The organism is Methanocella paludicola SANAE (assembly GCF_000011005.1).
In the GTDB taxonomy this organism is placed as follows: Archaea; Halobacteriota; Methanocellia; order Methanocellales; family Methanocellaceae; genus Methanocella; species Methanocella paludicola.
Genome location: NC_013665.1, coordinates 1,870,982 through 1,887,853, shown reverse-complemented (window position 1 = coordinate 1,887,853; position 16,872 = coordinate 1,870,982). Strand labels below are relative to the sequence as shown.

Below are 16,872 nucleotides of genomic sequence, written 5' to 3'. Positions count from 1 at the left end.
ATATCACAATAAACAGAATTGATATTCGCTATCAATCGGCATACGCCTCTTTATAAATATTCTATATAGTGATATATACGGTATGGAGATTATTTTTATTACCCCATGCCGACTCTAACCGCATAAGGTGAACAGACAAATGGACAATAAGAAGTTAGCGATCACAATACTTACAATTGCGATCATAGGCGCAAGCGCCTTAATCCTCGGATGTACGGGCACGACCCCTACTCCTACCCCGGCCGCCGGCTCGGCGACCCCTGCACCGCTTTCCGGCTCACTACAGGTCATCGGTTCGACGTCCGTAGGGCCGTACGCGGAAGAGCTCGCCGTGGCGTTCGACGAGAAGAACGGTGGTAAGACCAGCGTGGATGTGTCGCAGGTAGGATCCACGGCGGGCATCAATGCCGTCCTCGACGGCACGGCCGCCGTGGGCATGTCCTCGCGAGAGCTGACCGCGGCCGAGACCGCGAAGGGCTTAAAGACCTATGAGATCGCCATCGATGGCATAGCAGTCATCATTAATAAGGACAATCCGGTCTCGAACCTGTCGACGACTCAGGTCCGTGAGATCTATGCCGGCAATATCACCAACTGGAAGCAGGTCGGCGGCAACGACGCACAGATCTTTGTCGTGACCCGGGAGCCGGGCTCCGGCACCAGGGGCGCCTTCGAGGAGCTGGTCATGCAGAAGAAGGCGAACATAACGACGGGCGCCATCACACAGGGCAGCACGGGCAGCGTCACGGCCTATCTGGAAACGAACAAGAACGCGATAGGGTACGTATCCTACGGTTCGCTCAAGGACACCGTGAAGGCAGTCCAGGTTGATGGAGTAGCCCCTACGACCCAGTCCATCAAGGACAGATCCTACAAGATCCAGAGGCCTTTCTTATTCGTGACGAAGGGCGAGCCCGGGGGACTGGCGAAGGCGTTCATCGACTACACCTTAGGCTCCGATGGGCAGGCCATCCTGGCTAAGCACAACCTCATAACAAAATAGATCCGATCGGCGGGATGACCTCCCGCCCTTATATTTCTGGTGGCACAATGAAGTATATGGAAAAGATCGTCGAAGGTAGCCTTTTAATTACCGCATTATCGACTATCCTGATCATCCTGCTTATCCTGTTCTTTATCGTGAACGAAGGCCTCCCCACTTTAAAACAAGTCGGCATCGTCGAGTTTATCACGGGCAGCGTTTGGGACCCCGCCGCCGAGGGAGGCACCTATGGCATATTCCCGATGATCGTCGGCACGCTGGCGATCACTGCACTATCCCTGATACTGGGCCTCCCCCTCGGGCTCGGGTGTGCCATCCTCTTATCGGAAGTGGCGCCCCGGTGGTCGAGGGATATACTGAAGCCGGCCATCGAAACGCTCGCCGGCATACCTTCCGTCGTATACGGCTTTTTTGGGCTCATCCTGATCGTGCCGTTCATCATGAACAACCTGGGAGGTGGCGGACTTAGCGTCCTTGCGTGCGGCATCGTGCTCGCCATCATGATACTCCCGACTATCATCAGTATCTCGGAAGACGCGCTACGCTCGGTGCCGAAGGAATACCGGGAGGGGTCGCTCGCCATAGGGGCCACGAAATGGCAGATGATCGCCGGCATCGTCGTGCCCGCCGCCCGCTCAGGCATACTGGCATCCGCCATCCTGGGCATGGGCCGCGCTATCGGCGAGACCATGGCGGTGTGGATGGTCAGCGGCAACACGAGACTGATCCCCACGTCACTGCTCAGCTCCGTCGCTCCCATGTCTTCCCAGATCGCCCTTGAATGGAACTACGCCTCCGGCGACCACCGGACGGCGCTGTTCGCCATCGGCATCGTGCTGCTGGCGATCATCATGCTGCTGAACCTGGCCGTATACATGACAAACCGGGGACGTATCGTGGAGAGGATATGATGGGCCGAAGCCGCCGATACTTATTCAACGACATGGGCATAGGCTTATTATGGTTATCCGGGGCCCTTACGCTGGCCATACTACTCGTCATCATCGGGTACGTGCTCGTGAACGGCATCGGCGTGATCAGCTGGGATTTCCTGTCCGGGATGCCCAAGAACATGGGGCGGACCGGCGGCATATTCCCGGTCATCGTCGGAAGCGTCGCGATCACGGCCATCGCTATCCTGGTCGCCACGCCGCTGAGCGTCGGGGCGGCCATCTATATGTCGGAGTACGCGGGCAATAACATCCTGACCCGGCTGGTGCGCTTCGGGGCCGACAGCCTGTCGGGGATACCCTCCATCATGTTCGGCATGTTCGGGTACATCTTTTTCGTGTACTATCTGAAAATGGGATATTCCCTGCTTGCAGGCGGGCTTACGCTGGCGCTCATGGCACTCCCTATCATCATGAGAGTAGCGGAAGAGGCCATCAAGGTCGTGCCCGAGTCCTACCGCCTGGGCAGCATGGCCCTGGGCGGCAGCAAGTGGCAGACCATCCGCAAAGTCGTGCTTCCCACGGCCCTCCCGGGCATCCTCACCGGCATCATCCTGGGCATGGGCCGGGCCGTGGGAGAAACGGCGGCCGTCTATCTTACGGCGGGCACGGTGGCCAAGGTACCCGATTCACTGTTCGACCCCATCAGGACGATGACATACCACACGTTCATCCTGGCCATGGAGAACATCTCGATCGAGAATGCCTTCGGCACCTCGGCCGTGCTGGTGATCATGATCCTGGCCATCACCATAACGAGCAGCATCATCACTCGAAGATACATAGCAAAGCTGGGCGGTAAGACATAATGACAACGGATAAGCCGGCCTTCAAAGTCGAAGGCCTTGACCTTTATTACGGTAAGACCCATGCGCTGAAAAATATAAATATCGACATACCGGAGCGGAGCATTACGGCCATCATCGGCCCGTCAGGGTGCGGCAAATCCACGTTCCTCAAGTGCCTGGACCGGATGAACGACCTGATACCGGGCACGCGCGTAGAAGGCACTGTGAATTTTAAGGGTAAGAACATCTACGACAAGGACGTGGACGTGGTCGAGCTGAGGAAGAACATAGGCATGGTCTTCCAGAAGCCTAACCCCTTCCCAATGTCTGTCTACGATAACGTAGCCTACGGGCCCCGTATCCACGGGATAAAAGACAGGGCGAAGCTGGACATCACCGTAGAGACAAGCCTGAGGCAGGCCGCCCTGTGGGATGAGTTGAAGGATAGGCTACACGACTCCGCCATGAGCCTGTCGGGCGGCCAGCAGCAGCGGCTTTGCATCGCGAGGTGCCTGGCGGTCGAGCCGGAAGTCATCCTGATGGACGAGCCCTGCTCGGCGCTGGACCCCATCGCGACCTCCAAAATAGAGGACCTCATGCAGAAGCTCAAGGATAGGTACACCATCATCATCGTCACGCACAACATGCAGCAGGCCGCCCGGGTATCGGAGAAGACGGCATTCTTCCTCATGGGCGAGCTGATCGAGTACTGCGATACGAAAAAGATATTCGAGGCGCCGAAGGATAAGAGAACAGAGGATTACATCACGGGCAGGTTCGGGTGAATGATATGTCCAGAGAATATTACGTTAGACAGATAAAGGAGCTGGAGGACGGCCTGATAGCGGAGGGCGACGAGTGCATGAGGCTGCTTTCGCTGTCCCTGAAGTCGCTCATCAATAAGGATAAGGCGCTGGCCAATACGGTCATGGATGGCAGCAAGAATGTGGATATGAGGGCAATGGAGCTGGAGAACAAGTGTATCGAGCTCCTGGCATTGCAGCAGCCCATGGCTTCCGACCTGAGATTTTTAGTCACGACGCTGCGGATCCTGACCGACTTCGAGCGGCTTTCCCGGTACGCCTGGGACATCAGCAAGATCACCCTGCGCATCGATACAGAGCCTCTACTGCCCCAGATCGACGACCTCATGGAGCTCTATAAACTCGTGAATGGCATGGTCAAGGACAGCCTCAAGTCGTTCGTGTCGGGAGATGTCGAGCTTGCCCGGGGCATGGGCGCCCGGGACGACGCCGTCGACGCTGAGTACGACCAGATCCGCCGAGCCCTGATAGACGAGATGGTGAAGCACCCGTCGTCCATCGACATGGCCTCGCACCTCTCATTCGTGGCCATGTACCTGGAGCGGACGGCGGACCACGCCTGCGTCATCGCATCGTGGACCATCTACCGGGCCACCGGCAAGCGTGTCAGGATCAAGTGATCGTATGACACAGGTCCTTTTTATTTCGGACATCCACGGCAATTTTGAGGCGCTGAAAGCGGTGAATGACGAGGTCCCCTATGACATCGTATTTTGTCTGGGCGATATTGTGGATTATGGCCCGGAGCCCGCGGAATGCATCGACTGGTTACGGAAAAATAACGTGGCGACCATACGAGGAAACCACGATAATGCGGTGGCATATAGGGTCGACTGCGGGTGCGGCTATGTATATAAGCATCTATCGGAGGCTACCCGGGAGTACACGTGGGCCTCTATCGACGATAACGATATATCGTTTCTAAAGGGGCTACCTTTGCTCCTTGAAAAGGAGGTGGACGGGGTTAAGCTCGTTCTGGCCCACGGAAGCCCGGGGTCGTTCTTCGATTATATGTACCCGGATACGCCGGCAGAGCGCCTCGCCGAGCTGACAGGCGCCATAAGCTGCGACTATCTGGCCGTGGGGCATACGCATAAGCCGATGATCGTATCTTTACCGGATAAGACGATCCTGAACCCGGGAAGCGTGGGGCAGCCCCGGGACGGCGACAGCCGGGCGTCGTGCCTTAGCCTGGATACGGCCACGGGAGATGCCCGAATAATCCGGGTGCAGTACGACATCGATAGCGTTTGCGACAAGATCCGAAAGGTAATGCCCCATGCGTCAGAACTGGAACGCATCTTGAGGCGGGGCTACTAAGCGGAAATAATCCATTTGGCCTGCTCTTTTCTTAGGCTAAGCATATAAAGTATTTATTAAAAAAGGACACTGAGAATACAAGAAGGACGAGAGGGAAATGAAGATCGGGCTTATAGCCGACATCCATTCTAACGCGGTCGCGCTGGAGGCCGTATTAAAGAACATGGGCGACGTGGACGCCATTATCTGTGCGGGCGACATCGTCGGGTACAACCCGTACCCCAACGAGACGATCGAGCTTTTAAGACGATATGATGTAAAGTGCGTCATGGGGGAGCACGATAAGGCCATCATCACCGGCGACACGGAGTGGTTTAACGGGGTCACTGCAGATACTCTACGGTGGACCATCAAGCACCTTACAGTGGACAACTTTAATTTTATTAAATCCCTGCCTGACCACATCGAGCTGGACGGCATGACCGTCTATCACGGCAACCCGGGGAACATGAAGGACCTTATCATCGAGTACGAGCCCGAGAAGATGTGTAGCGTCTTCAACTCGGTCGGCCACAAGGTCTTCACGTACGGGCACACGCATGTCCCCCTTATCAAGGAGTGCGGAGATAAGATCATCCTGAACCCGGGAAGCGTGGGGCAGCCCAGGGACGGCAACAGCGAAGCGAGCTATGCCATCTGGGATACGGAGAAACGGACGTTCGAGCTTCGCCGGGTCAAGTATGACCTGAAGCAGGTCCAGGATAAGATCCTCGCCGAAGGGCTGCCGGACCTGATGGCCGAGCGGCTCACTTATGGGAAATAGCTAATATTATTTATTGCATTTATAAAGATATTATTATAATTATATCTTACTCTTTTGTTGATTGGTGTTCTATTCAAATTATGAGTGTCCCGCTTCATTTTCGGGGTAATGGGCGGCATGTTTTTAAATGCACTAATATAAAAATTGATTTTATAATAATATGCTATTATGGCCTTCTAATTGCTAAAATTAAAGAATAAAACGGTGGCAAATGCCACCGTTTTTTAGGTCGAAACGCCTTCAGCTCAGGGGAACGATATCCGGCGCAAGCCTCACGAGAAGGGTATCGGAAGAGCCGCCTGGTACGGCCATTCCAGCCACTATGTATCCTCCGTCCGAGGTCACTTTTACCTTACTACCGGATGCCGTAGCATATGGAACCACTATGGGTCCGATGGTTTTACCGCTGATGGTTTTACTCCACAGAAGGTTTCCGTCCGAGTCCGTCCTCGCGATGTATGCATAGATCGGTGAGCCGGCGGTGATAAAGTTGGTTGTTCCCGTAAGGATGTACCCGCCGTCTACTGTCTGGGCTACCGATGAGGCGCCGCTAAACGTATCCCGCCCATAGGTGTTGTACCACCGGATGTTTCCATTTACAGAGACCTTGAGCAGGAATGCTGCCTTCGCGTTAATGCCGATCAAACCATAGCCATAGGCACGACCTGCTATGATGAAACCGTCTTTCGTATATTGTATGGATGCACCGTCTAATTCGGTTCTTAACGTGTCAGGCAGAGCGAAAACATAGTGCTCGGTCGTGATCACTTTTCCATGGGTGTTTAATCTCAACAGGAACGCTTCATTCAATCCTGTTTCTTCATTGAGGACTTCACCGGTAATGGCATATCCTCCCGGAGCGTTGGTGACCGAGCGCGGGATCGATGATGATACGCCCAGGCCAGCCGGATCGGTTATTACGGTATCCCACTGCTTATTTCCGAGCGCGTCTGTCTTGACCACATAGGCATATGATGCACTGGATGGCTCAATCGTGTATCCTACCAGTAGATAGCCGCCGTCCGGCGTCGCGGTGGCTCCTGTGCACTGGCTGTTCCCGCCTACCGGGCGATAGCTATTGCTCCACAGGACGTTACCGTTCTCGTCGTATTTCACAAGGTAGAAGAAGGATGTGGGCGGTAACAATTCAGTCCCCGAGCCTGCCACGACATATCCGTCTTCGGTCTGCTGTATGAACTCCCCGTCATAGAAGCGTGCTAACCCGTGGCTCTCAAAGGTCTGGCATAGCTTCTCTCCATCGGCTCCGGCGGCTTTCAGCAGGAATATGGCTCCGCCCTCCAGCCCGCTGGGGCTAAAGAATATGAATTCTCCGGTCGCCGCAAAGTTCCCGTCGCTCGTCTGGATGACATCATGGGCGAACAGGTCGTCATCGCCGTAAGTGTCTTGCCATACAATAGCAGGTTCGACCACCGTTGTTTTCTCCCTCGCCGCGGTCGATGGCCCGATAGCAGCGGCGAAGAATGCGAATACCATGATCGTGGCGAGAAGCCACGCGATTAGTTTCCTATTCATCACATATCACTCCCTTATTTTTTTAGAGCCGACCCATGTTCGTTGTTTCTAGGAACAGCGATGCTCTCAGATAGGGCTGGCTATCAAGCTATATAACTATAATATTTTAGTATTTATATAATTTTATTAATTAATTAACGGTAATAACAAAAAGGCCCATGTAATAACCATATAAATATTAAATAATTGCTTAATATACTTAGTTGCACTGGCGCAAAATTATAGCAAAATCTGGGGTGTAATTACCTCATTGTCCGAATTTATGCTTATTCTCCGCGAGTTTGCCCTTTTTCTAATGAGCTGAATGCTTTGAGGAACCACCTATATCCCCAATAAATGACACCAAATATACCTAAAGCAATCGTACTAAATAGAATAATCATTAGTCCACTGAATAATACACCTTCAAACTCAAATTGAGGTCCAAATTCCGAAGCTATTATTGTGATTATTCCCCCCGCATTCACTACAATATTTAAAGGTTTATCCCAGCTATTTGTCGCTAAGAAAAAGATCAGGTTCATAACTGCGATTGTCAGACCCATTATTAATCCGCTAAAAAAGGCAATGACTACGGCATCTATCAATTTTTTTAATACGCGATCACTAACAATGATAATGGTTATACCCGCAATAACAATTATCGCAGCCTCGACTAGCATATCCCATAGAAAGTCACCAGTTTGGATGTGGTTGACGACCTTATCGTACAACCAAAACCCAAATACTAGCGATTTCACGGTGATAACAATGCCGAAAAATATGCTTATCAAGGCTGTTTTTTTAAGATACTTCACAAAATGTTGTGTCCGTTCTACGTTATTCTGTAGTGCAGATACGGAGGGTTCTATTTTTTCTGAAGTAATTTTTTCATGGATTGTATTCGGGTCGGATATATGCACTTGGATCTTATCGACGAGCTGCTGAAGATGCTTTTCCAGCGGCGGCGTCATGGCATCTAGCCAATGGACATTCCCGATATAATAATCCATGATATCGTTCAGCGGCACATCCTCGATCTTAAAGGGCAGTATTGGTATGCCTTTTTTATATGCCCTTCCCACCTCGCTCTCAATATCTTTAGATTCGAGGGCACTGGCCGAGTATACGAGGACTAAAACCTTACAGCTATTGATAGCATCTATAATAGCCTTTGGATACGGTATTCCAGGCAAGACATCTCGGGGTGCAATCCAGCAACGTATCTTACGATTTTCCAAACTATTACATATGGCATCAGCTATCGCCTTGTCACGGGATGAATAGCTGATGAAAACATCATGCGCCATATATCTACCCCTATAACTCACCTATAGATTCGATTATAGTATGATGCCCGAGATAAATAATACTTATTATAGATACATATTTTCAAATCAATGTATATAAGGACAGAAAAATGGTGCCATATATTATACTTAGTTGCAGGGGGCGCTTGTCTTCAGCGCGTGGCATACGCTCATTTAATTATATGGCGCACATGATAAAAGGCAAAATAAAAGGTGTATAATATACCCCCCACTTCGATTTCGGGATATATAGTCAGAATGGCGTTTTTGGACCTTTTATTATAAAAATAATAGAATAATAATTTCTTTGGCTTTTATTGCGCGAACGCTCTGCGATCATTTGCCCCGCGGAGATGTTTATGTCTTATGACTCAAGCCCCGTGTGTCGTGGGCATATCAAGTATGGGGAACTATAATTAAAAAGATGAAACCCGGCCACTTGTCCTTACCAGGTTATCGGCAGCCGGTATATAGTACCTGGTTACTGGATGGCTTTAGGGGCTGCCGTATTCGAAGCCTTATCGTTAGGTTTTATTATGGGTGATCCCTGCGCGGGCCACTTCCACGCAAACCATACAACCATTGCCAGAACCGCGCATTCCAGGATGCTCAGGAAGATGTAATATGCCCACGTCTCCCCTACGCAGAATAACATGATACTGGCGGCATAAACCACTGCCAGCACGATGTTGGCCAGGCGGTTAATCCCGGGCTTCAGCACCAGGGACAGGAAAACCATCAGGCTAGGGATCAAAACGTATACCGTCGTGAACATCAGGAATACCTGATCGATCTGGTTACCTGCGACCGTCCCCTTGAGGATATCCTCGATAAGCCCCGGGCGGAAATAGCTGAAAATATCCCCGTAGGCGAACAACAGCATCATCGTCGTCCACAATGCCGCAATCTTCAGCTTCACGTCTATCTTTACATCTTCCAGTATTTTTACAGAATGATTTGCCATTTCTTTTCCTCCAGCATGAGTTTATTTGTTACGTTTCATAGCGATAGCGACAGCTATCATGTCAAGACATTTTTCCTTTCTTCATCCCGGCCTCGACCAAGGCTTATGCCGGCTGTCGACGGCCGGTCCGGGTATTTTCATGGAAGGTGGAAGGCCGGCCTAATCCACCGGGGTATTCCGGAAATCTCCATAGATGAAAAACCTGGCAGTCTGCCATAGCTTCTGGGCGGCGTCGATCAGCGTGCCCAGGATGCACAGGGCCAGCAGTACCTTGATGCCTGCCTGGATCGTCACCGATAGTTCTAGGTTGAACGGGAAGGCCTGGAGGACCCACAAGGTCAGCAGGGCGCTGGCAAGGCTCAGCCCTGTCTCCGCGAGAGACGGCACCCACTTCTGCCGTAGCGCCAGGTACAGTAGCTGGACAGCGATCTCTGCCACCAGCCACAGCACGTAGTAGGGTACGAACGTGGCGAATGCCGGCGAAAACAGCGGCACCAGCCTGCCGGTGCCGAAGTCAGCGAGGAAGGGCACGTAGGGCCAGAGCAACAAGATGAAGATCAACCCGAAGACCGACAGGGCGATCACGATGCCTACCTCGAGGGGCGAAGCGGGGTATTCGAGGCTTTTGACAAGCCTGCACAGCCGGGCTTCGTAGGTCAGCTTGAGCCTGGACTCATACAGGTAGATGAGGAAGAATATGGCCACCAGTGCGACGATCGCCAGCGCCAGCGCCGACACGACCGAGAGGATCACGCCGACCGATATGCCGGCCGCCTCGGGGGCCACGGCGTATATGATCGCGGCCAGCAGTAGGAAGGCGACGGCTATGCCCGCGAGGGCCTGGACGGCTTTCCACACCCCGCTCTTTCGCAGGAACGTTTCCTTAGACGGGTACATGGCCGCGAGCTTTTCGGGCGCCATCATCTTCGACAGCACTTCCTGGACGGCCGCTTCGTCAACACCGGCGCCCCGCTTTGCCGTGATAGCTTCGGCGCTGTCGTATATGTGCGCCTTAAGCTCATTGCCGACCTCGTCACGCTGCTTTGCGCCCATGTCTTTCGTGACCTTTCCAACGTATTCGTCGATCAATCTCTCGTACATTCAGTCCTTCCTCCGTATCCGGCTTTTCATCGTCTCCAGCGCCGTGTTCATCGACGCGAGTGAAGTCAGCATTTTCTCTCTTACGTCCCTTCCGTATTCCGTGATCACGTAGTACTTCCTGGGGCGCGGCCCCTTCATCTCCCAGCGGCTCACGAGGAGCTGGTCGTCTTCGAGCCGGCGGAGGATCGGGTAGAGCGTGCCGTCGTCGACCTCAATGCCGACCTCCTTCAGGTTCCGGATGATGTCGTAGCCGTAGGATTCCTGATCGAGGAGACACATGATGGTCACCTGCATCACACCCCGCCTGACCTCCGTCTCGAACCGTTCCAAGATAGCGTCCATCTGTATCACTTTTCTCGCCAGATAACATGTGGCACAATTTATACTGCCACACAGTATACTGTGTGTCACAATGTATAAATAAGTTGCCCCATGGCCGGTGACAAACATAATAGTAAGAAATCAGACAGCCCGAAGTGCAACAACACACGCATCGGATTATGGACAGACGCCCGATGGTGGGAAAAATGGAGGTGAGGTTGTCGCTGAAGAGACGCCAGATGATGTGACTATAAAAAATGTTATTCAGTTATTTTTATAAAAAAAGTCCAGATTTAAAAGATACCATATACCCCCCACTTCTATTTCAGGGTATATAGTCAGTTCCTCGTTTTTGGACTATTTCCTTATAAAAATAGTTAAATAGTAAAACACCTACTTGTTCAGCAATTGTTAGGTATATTCTGGAATTTAGATTTGAAGTTCGTTATTATATTGACACAGATGTACAGCCTTCACGCCTATTTTAGCCTATGTGGTGTCAATTTTACTGGCGCCCATTTTTATTCTCCAGTTCTTTTCATTGTAATGGATTCCTGGCGCCATGGCGGGTGACCGTAGGTACTAGCAAATAGTACCTAATGCAAATATTTGATAAATACTCGTTATTGGTGGGTATTTGGAAAATGTTAGAGATGTATGCCTATGAGTAAAGCTGAAGAAGCGAAAAAAACGATAAGGATCGAGAACGTCGTGGCATCCACTGCTATCGGACATGAGATAGATGATCTGACACGTGTGTCTCTCGATATGGGTGGGGACTATGACCCGGAACAGTTCCCGGGATCAGTATACAGGACAAAAGACCCCAGGACGGCGTCTCTCATCTTCAGAAGCGGCAAGATCGTCTGCACGGGCGCCAAGAAAGTCGAGGATGTGGGCAAAGGCCTGGATAAGGTATTCAAAAAAATGAGCAGCGTCGGCATCAAGGTAATGCCAAATCCGGAGATCGTCGTGCAGAACATCGTCTCATCGGTAGACCTGGGCTCGGTGCTTAACCTGAACGCCATCGCCATCGGCCTCGGCCTCGAGAACATCGAGTACGAGCCCGAGCAGTTCCCGGGCTTAGTTTATAGGCTGGACAGCCCAAAGGTCGTAGTTTTGTTATTCGGCAGCGGCAAGCTCGTCGTCACCGGCGGCAAGAAGCCCGAGGACGCCGAAGCGGCCGTCGACCATATCGTCAAGGAGCTCGAGGGCCTCGCCTTAATATAAGGCAGCCTTCTCGCCCATTTTTCTTTGTACACTTCGTACATCGGATATTCTGTTGTTACACCCGGAACCGCCTGGTCCTAATTTCAGATTTAATTGGGGGAGTATAGTTCATCGTTTTGGCTGATGCCTTCGCTCGTTTTTATGTTATGCCGTCGTTGAGTGGTCCAACCACAGGGGCACGGAGAGCGCTGAGTTTCACGGAGTTTTCTTATAAAGGAAGGCTCAGAGGGCACAGGGGACGGGTTTATAACATTCCCGGGGCACGGAGTTGAAAGAGGCACTGGCGAGGATAAACCGCATTATTGTTTATTGGTCAATCGGGCCTCAATAAACTCTGTGCCCCAGGAAAGCCAATAAACCGGCCTCTGAGCTCTCTGAGTCTCAAATTATAAGAAAACTCTGTGTAACTCCCGTGCGCTCCGTGCCCCTGTGGTTGGACCACTCAACGACGGCATAACTAGAAAAGGATAAAAAAATATTCATCCCAAAACCGCGGAAGAATCAAAAATATTTGGATAATAATAGCTTACTTTGTTAATATGATAAAATACCGGCACATCAGCAGGCCGGTGTTGCCTCATTTCCATACTCGTCATATCTAAAATTCGTTATATCCTGTCACATTATAACTGGACCAGTATGCAACAGGGATATTAATACCACTACTGTATACCTCGTCGGCGACGTATCCCGAGACGGGCTGTGTTGCGTTGAATTGTAGCACATAGGTGCCCGGTGGTAGGTTATCATATTCTATATACCCCTCATTCACTACGTTAGGTTGTATAGGAGTGAACGATCCTGGAATGGGCACAAGGTTAACCGGATAATCATAGATGAACCCCGTAAAATCCGTGGGTACCGTCTGGTATATGGCGATGTGCCATGTCCCATCGGGGTTGAGTGTTAAAGTCTTAAACACTTCGGGCACGCCACCTGCCACAAACCCCTGCTTCTCAAAGAATTTCGTAACCTTTTTATGTATCTTCTCGAGAATTTTCAAAATTTTTTCTAAACTCTTGAAGTCTTTACCATTGTTCTTATTCAAATTAGAAGGATCTGTAACAGCGGACACTGGAGTAATGGCCGCGGCAAGTAGTGCTATCACCAGCATGGCCACAATTATCATTCGTGTTGTTCTCATGGTTAACACCTCTAAGGCTTATTATTTAAAATATAATTATTATATAATTTATATTATATATTTAAGCCTAAACACCGGTAAAAGCACTACTGCTTGGGTATATACGGAAGAATGACAAATTAATCTGTAAATAACCTTTAATATTGTTTAATTACACAACGTTATAAAATACGCCCTTGAATAGCTACTATTTATTATACTTCTTGTTTTATAAGAAAACAGTCCGGTTTCTGGCCTGCTAACTATATCCCCCCCACTTATGTTTCGGGGATATAGTTAGGCATCGACTTTCTGGACACTTTTCTTATAAAAATATCTGGATAATAATTATTTATCAACAGCCAGCAGCGTGAGCACGAACCTGATGCCCTTTTATGGTCGCCTAGCACACGGTCTTAGACATGGACTGTACCGCGGAAGTACTCTACGAGCGACTTGACCAGGTAAAGGCCCAAGCCATTGCCGATGGCCTTCGTATTCTTTCCGAAACCTCTCGAACATCAATGATTTAATGATAGCATCTGTTGTCTGGAAAAACAAGATTCTCACAGCTAATGTATGAGACCAAGTTTAGTCAGCCCACGGGTTTCAATGGAGCTCATTCGCATCACCACCGCTAATGGGCTTCCTGTATCCCCACGACCGCCATCCTTTTATCACACCTAATCCCGCGGTCCTCGCCATTTTTAACATAGACAGCGCTCCCGGGCTTGACACCGTATCGGCCATCTCCACAGGTAATCGTTCCCTCACCCTCGATTACAACGAACAGCACCTCGTAAGGCTCGGGGTGGGGAGATATCTCCTGCCCGGCGTCCAAGCACACGAGGATCGCATTAAATCCCTTCGTTTTTATCAGATCCTTTTTCACCCGGCCCACTCTCGAAAATTCAATTAAGGCACTTAAATCGATCAGGCTCATAGTAATAATACGGTATTTAAATAAACGTTAAAATATCTAATGTCACTTTACGAAGGTAATGTATCATACACGCAGGCACAAATTCCGATAATGATAAGACCGGGGGGAATGATAAAATATTTCCAACTGACGTCCTGAGAATAAATCATAGCCGGTGTATTGTATAAAGAAACGATTAATATCAGGTTAATCTCCGTGTCAGCACCTTTTCGTGGATCTTAATGGCGGCGAACATGAAGACGACGGTAAAGACAGCTATAGCCGTGAAATCCACTAGGATTGGGAAATAGCTTACACCATCGATGGAATATCTCACCAGGTCCGTGTAGTATGTTAGTGGCGAGAAATACGAGACCAGCCTGCCCCACTCCGGCATTTGCCCTATCGGCAGGAACACGCCGCTGATGAACACGAGAGGGAACTTGATCATGGAGGCGAGCATCATGGTGTTGCCGGGCGTGTCCGTGGGCGGGTATGCAGAGAGTAGGATGCTCAGCGTGGCAAAGCATAATGTTCCGAGCAGGAGGGCGAAGCTAAAGACCAGTAAGTGCAGGATGGAGACGCCGATGATGGGGGCGATCAATGCCGTCAGCAGGGAGATCACCAGGCCGAAGCAGAATGATGCCTGCACGTCCCCGAAAAGCATCGCCCACAACGCGACGGGCATGGAAATAAGCCGCTCGAAGGTTTGGGAGCGCACCTCCCACGGAATGATGGCCGGGCCTACTGACGTCGCCGTGAAGAACACCGTCATGCCCATGATGCCAGGGTAAAGGTCCTTAATGGGGACGTTTCTCCCCAGCGTGTACGCCACGATCAGGAAGAACGGGAAAATCAGCCCGAAGGTGATCACCGGCCCCTTCATGTAGTAGATCTTCATGTCCTTCCGGGCTATGGCGACCGACCGCTTTAATTGCTCCATGAACATGTTAAGGGAAAGCATGCTCAGGCCTCCTTCCTGGTCAATTCAACGAAAACGTCCTCCAGGGACGGCGAGAGCAGGTTAAGGGAAATGATTTTCAGTCGTTTTTCCTCCGCGTAATCAACCAATTGCTTAACTACGGAGTCGGGATCGCCTGTGTAGAGCCTGAACTTATCCCCCACTTTGACAGCCTTGGTGATACCGCTCAAGGGCACACTGTCAAGGTCCACCGGTCGGTCAAAACTGATTTCGATCGATTGAAGCCCTTTACTCTGGGCTTTAAGCTTCTCCGGACTATCAACGGCCACGATCCTGCCCATCCTTATAATCGCAATCCGGTCACAGAGTTGGTTCGCCTCCTCCATATTGTGGGTCGTTAGGAAGATGGTGGCACCGTCCTTGTTCACCTCGCGGACGATGTCCTTGATCAACCGGGAGCTTTCGACGTCCAGGCCCGAAGTCGGCTCATCCAAGAACAATACCGGGGCTCGCTAACCAAAGCCATGCAGAGGATGAGCCTCTGCTTCATCCCCCGGGAGTAGCCTTTTACGACCTGGTTCCTTTTCTCATAAAGCCCGAACCTCCGGAGCAGCCTTTCGGCCCTCTCCTCCGTTAGCTTCCGAGGAACGCCATAGAGGTCACCCGTAAGCATTAGGTTCTGCCACGCGGAAATGTCCACGTATGCGTTCGATGTGTCGGGGACTACTCCTCTGACCTGCTTTGCCAGGATGGTCTCCTTCACTACGTCATGGCCCATGACGGATGCCGCACCTTCATCGGGCTTGATTATCCCGGTGAGCATCCTCATCGTGGTGGTCTTGCCTGCCCCGTTCGGGCCAAGGAAGCCGAAGACCTCGCCTTTTCTGACCTCGAAGGAAACGTGGTCGACGGCTGCGGTTCGCCCGAACAATTTCGTGAGCCCTTGAGCTTTTATGGCCTCGGTCATATCCTGCCTTCGCGATTCAAAAATAGCCGGGACTGTCTAGCTCCCGGCTTCCTTTTCGTTCTCTTTAAGCTGGACTATCTTACGGTCGATGGCCTTGACCCTCACTTGCAGCATTTTTTTCTTCAGCTCAAGCATCTGGACCTCGTCCTCGGCCTCCATGCCGCAGCAGCATTCTTCGTGGCAGCCACAGTTTTGTATCATATGGGTGTTACACACGTTATCGCCTTCAATGTTACTATTAAAAGTAAAGCGTATAAGCTATCAAGTTTATAGTAATATAGTTACTATGCCCGAAGATAGCGAGTACCTCTGCATATGCCGCCTGGATGGAATCATCAATATTATTTCTAAGAAGTGGGCTCTACTCATCATCAATTCCATCGGGAACCGGGGCAGGGCGCGGTTCAAGCAGATCGAGGGGGACCTGGAAGGGATCAGCCCCAAGACTCTGGCCGATACGCTCAAAGACCTCCAGAATGAACAATTGATTGGCAGAGAGTCGTTCAACGAAATACCACCCCGTGTAGAATATTACCTGACAGATGAGGGGAAATCGCTAAGGTGTGCCATCGTACCTCTGTTAAAATGGGCCGCGAGCCGGGATAATCATGGCTCGGGGAAGTGCCCATATCCCTGTAAAAACGGGCCAAATGGTGCAAAAAGGATTACCCTAAAATAATTTTGTCAAAGCTATAAAACTATGGGCGGCGGATAAAAAATAACCCGCATCCGTGCCAAATGGTTAATATTATAAATTTAATATAATTACTTATATTGCATATGCTATCGTCGGCATAATTTACTTCAGATTCGCGATGGCATTGTCGTTGTGGGGGGGATTGGCAACGAAAA

At 50.8% G+C, this 16,872-nt stretch carries 20 protein-coding genes; 9 read left to right on the top strand and 11 right to left on the bottom strand.

Translation table 11 applies throughout. The features are described 5' to 3' along the window. The first annotated feature begins 139 nt into the window (after positions 1-139). From MCP_RS09505 to MCP_RS09475, 7 genes are all read left to right on the top strand, one after another. A complete protein-coding gene (locus tag MCP_RS09505) occupies positions 140-1,003 on the top strand; it encodes a phosphate ABC transporter substrate-binding protein (RefSeq protein ID WP_012900632.1) in 864 nt (287 codons plus the stop codon). A gap of 47 nt (positions 1,004-1,050) precedes the next feature. Further along, positions 1,051-1,914 carry a phosphate ABC transporter permease subunit PstC gene (gene pstC / locus MCP_RS09500; protein ID WP_012900631.1) on the top strand — a complete coding sequence of 288 codons (864 nt, stop codon included), beginning with the start codon at positions 1,051-1,053 and terminating at the stop codon, positions 1,912-1,914. Beyond that, entirely contained in the window at positions 1,914-2,762 is an 849-nt protein-coding gene (pstA, locus tag MCP_RS09495) for a phosphate ABC transporter permease PstA (protein WP_012900630.1), read from the top strand. Before pstC ends, pstA begins: the two co-directional genes overlap by 1 nt. After that, entirely contained in the window at positions 2,762-3,526 is a 765-nt protein-coding gene (gene pstB / locus MCP_RS09490; RefSeq protein ID WP_012900629.1) for a phosphate ABC transporter ATP-binding protein PstB, read from the top strand. The genes pstA and pstB overlap by 1 nt, the downstream gene beginning before the upstream one ends. Before the next feature lie 5 nt (positions 3,527-3,531). Continuing rightward, positions 3,532-4,185: a phosphate signaling complex protein PhoU gene (phoU, locus tag MCP_RS09485; RefSeq protein ID WP_012900628.1), complete on the top strand. Its 654-nt coding sequence runs from the start codon at positions 3,532-3,534 to the stop codon at positions 4,183-4,185. Between the two features lie 4 nt (positions 4,186-4,189). Beyond that, entirely contained in the window at positions 4,190-4,885 is a 696-nt protein-coding gene (locus MCP_RS09480; RefSeq protein ID WP_012900627.1) for a metallophosphoesterase family protein, read from the top strand. A 97-nt stretch (positions 4,886-4,982) separates the two neighbouring features. Further along, a complete protein-coding gene (locus MCP_RS09475) occupies positions 4,983-5,648 on the top strand; it encodes a metallophosphoesterase family protein (RefSeq protein ID WP_012900626.1) in 666 nt (221 codons plus the stop codon). Positions 5,649-5,888: 240 nt separating this feature from the next. Here the strand turns inward: MCP_RS09475 and MCP_RS09470 are convergent, their stop codons facing one another. The 5 genes from MCP_RS09470 to MCP_RS09450 all read right to left on the bottom strand — a co-directional run bounded on the left by MCP_RS09470 (position 5,889) and on the right by MCP_RS09450 (position 10,814). Next, positions 5,889-7,181: a hypothetical protein gene (locus MCP_RS09470; RefSeq protein ID WP_128567141.1), complete on the bottom strand. Its 1,293-nt coding sequence runs from the start codon at positions 7,179-7,181 to the stop codon at positions 5,889-5,891. A 266-nt stretch (positions 7,182-7,447) separates the two neighbouring features. Then, positions 7,448-8,470, bottom strand: a complete 1,023-nt coding sequence (locus MCP_RS09465) for a toll/interleukin-1 receptor domain-containing protein (RefSeq protein ID WP_012900624.1) — start codon at positions 8,468-8,470, stop codon at positions 7,448-7,450. A gap of 481 nt (positions 8,471-8,951) precedes the next feature. Further along, entirely contained in the window at positions 8,952-9,434 is a 483-nt protein-coding gene (locus MCP_RS09460; RefSeq protein ID WP_012900623.1) for a DUF6326 family protein, read from the bottom strand. A 159-nt stretch (positions 9,435-9,593) separates the two neighbouring features. Then, the gene (locus MCP_RS09455; protein ID WP_012900622.1) at positions 9,594-10,535 is read right to left on the bottom strand and encodes a hypothetical protein; all 942 of its coding nucleotides are present in this window, start codon (positions 10,533-10,535) and stop codon (positions 9,594-9,596) included. After that, positions 10,536-10,814, bottom strand: coding sequence for a PadR family transcriptional regulator (locus MCP_RS09450; protein ID WP_231845054.1), 279 nt, complete (start codon positions 10,812-10,814; stop codon positions 10,536-10,538). Positions 10,815-11,519: 705 nt separating this feature from the next. Here MCP_RS09450 and MCP_RS09445 point away from each other — a divergent pair. Continuing rightward, complete coding sequence (locus MCP_RS09445) at positions 11,520-12,086, top strand: TATA-box-binding protein (RefSeq protein WP_012900620.1); 567 nt, start codon at positions 11,520-11,522, stop codon at positions 12,084-12,086. A gap of 598 nt (positions 12,087-12,684) precedes the next feature. Here MCP_RS09445 and MCP_RS09440 read toward each other — a convergent pair. The 6 genes from MCP_RS09440 to MCP_RS15705 form a co-directional block, all read right to left on the bottom strand. Continuing rightward, complete coding sequence (locus MCP_RS09440) at positions 12,685-13,230, bottom strand: hypothetical protein (RefSeq protein ID WP_128860020.1); 546 nt, start codon at positions 13,228-13,230, stop codon at positions 12,685-12,687. Between the two features lie 616 nt (positions 13,231-13,846). Next, positions 13,847-14,152, bottom strand: coding sequence for a cupin domain-containing protein (locus MCP_RS09435; RefSeq protein WP_012900618.1), 306 nt, complete (start codon positions 14,150-14,152; stop codon positions 13,847-13,849). A 181-nt stretch (positions 14,153-14,333) separates the two neighbouring features. Further along, a complete protein-coding gene (locus tag MCP_RS09430; RefSeq protein ID WP_012900617.1) occupies positions 14,334-15,095 on the bottom strand; it encodes an ABC transporter permease in 762 nt (253 codons plus the stop codon). Between the two features lie 2 nt (positions 15,096-15,097). Continuing rightward, positions 15,098-15,505, bottom strand: coding sequence for a DUF4162 domain-containing protein (locus MCP_RS15985; protein WP_197525914.1), 408 nt, complete (start codon positions 15,503-15,505; stop codon positions 15,098-15,100). Next, complete coding sequence (locus tag MCP_RS15980) at positions 15,502-16,020, bottom strand: ABC transporter ATP-binding protein (RefSeq protein ID WP_012900615.1); 519 nt, start codon at positions 16,018-16,020, stop codon at positions 15,502-15,504. The genes MCP_RS15985 and MCP_RS15980 overlap by 4 nt, the downstream gene beginning before the upstream one ends. A 36-nt stretch (positions 16,021-16,056) precedes the next feature. Further along, positions 16,057-16,221, bottom strand: a complete 165-nt coding sequence (locus MCP_RS15705; protein WP_158301479.1) for a hypothetical protein — start codon at positions 16,219-16,221, stop codon at positions 16,057-16,059. An 85-nt stretch (positions 16,222-16,306) separates the two neighbouring features. On the opposite strand from MCP_RS15705, the gene MCP_RS09420 reads away from it, so the two are divergent. After that, on the top strand, positions 16,307-16,699 hold the full coding sequence (locus MCP_RS09420; RefSeq protein WP_012900613.1) for a winged helix-turn-helix transcriptional regulator: 393 nt from the start codon (positions 16,307-16,309) through the stop codon (positions 16,697-16,699). Positions 16,700-16,872: the final 173 nt, after the last annotated feature.

Coding starts and splice junctions, on each gene's coding strand:
- MCP_RS09505 (WP_012900632.1), top strand. CDS start 140: ATGGACAATAAGAAGTTAGCGATCACAATACTTACAATTGCGATCATA.
- pstC (WP_012900631.1), top strand. CDS start 1,051: ATGAAGTATATGGAAAAGATCGTCGAAGGTAGCCTTTTAATTACCGCA.
- pstA (WP_012900630.1), top strand. CDS start 1,914: ATGGGCCGAAGCCGCCGATACTTATTCAACGACATGGGCATAGGCTTA.
- pstB (WP_012900629.1), top strand. CDS start 2,762: ATGACAACGGATAAGCCGGCCTTCAAAGTCGAAGGCCTTGACCTTTAT.
- phoU (WP_012900628.1), top strand. CDS start 3,532: ATGTCCAGAGAATATTACGTTAGACAGATAAAGGAGCTGGAGGACGGC.
- MCP_RS09480 (WP_012900627.1), top strand. CDS start 4,190: ATGACACAGGTCCTTTTTATTTCGGACATCCACGGCAATTTTGAGGCG.
- MCP_RS09475 (WP_012900626.1), top strand. CDS start 4,983: ATGAAGATCGGGCTTATAGCCGACATCCATTCTAACGCGGTCGCGCTG.
- MCP_RS09470 (WP_128567141.1), bottom strand. CDS start 7,181: ATGAATAGGAAACTAATCGCGTGGCTTCTCGCCACGATCATGGTATTC.
- MCP_RS09465 (WP_012900624.1), bottom strand. CDS start 8,470: ATGGCGCATGATGTTTTCATCAGCTATTCATCCCGTGACAAGGCGATA.
- MCP_RS09460 (WP_012900623.1), bottom strand. CDS start 9,434: ATGGCAAATCATTCTGTAAAAATACTGGAAGATGTAAAGATAGACGTG.
- MCP_RS09455 (WP_012900622.1), bottom strand. CDS start 10,535: ATGTACGAGAGATTGATCGACGAATACGTTGGAAAGGTCACGAAAGAC.
- MCP_RS09450 (WP_231845054.1), bottom strand. CDS start 10,814: ATGTGTCTCCTCGATCAGGAATCCTACGGCTACGACATCATCCGGAAC.
- MCP_RS09445 (WP_012900620.1), top strand. CDS start 11,520: ATGAGTAAAGCTGAAGAAGCGAAAAAAACGATAAGGATCGAGAACGTC.
- MCP_RS09440 (WP_128860020.1), bottom strand. CDS start 13,230: ATGAGAACAACACGAATGATAATTGTGGCCATGCTGGTGATAGCACTA.
- MCP_RS09435 (WP_012900618.1), bottom strand. CDS start 14,152: ATGAGCCTGATCGATTTAAGTGCCTTAATTGAATTTTCGAGAGTGGGC.
- MCP_RS09430 (WP_012900617.1), bottom strand. CDS start 15,095: ATGCTTTCCCTTAACATGTTCATGGAGCAATTAAAGCGGTCGGTCGCC.
- MCP_RS15980 (WP_012900615.1), bottom strand. CDS start 16,020: ATGACCGAGGCCATAAAAGCTCAAGGGCTCACGAAATTGTTCGGGCGA.
- MCP_RS15705 (WP_158301479.1), bottom strand. CDS start 16,221: ATGATACAAAACTGTGGCTGCCACGAAGAATGCTGCTGCGGCATGGAG.
- MCP_RS09420 (WP_012900613.1), top strand. CDS start 16,307: ATGCCCGAAGATAGCGAGTACCTCTGCATATGCCGCCTGGATGGAATC.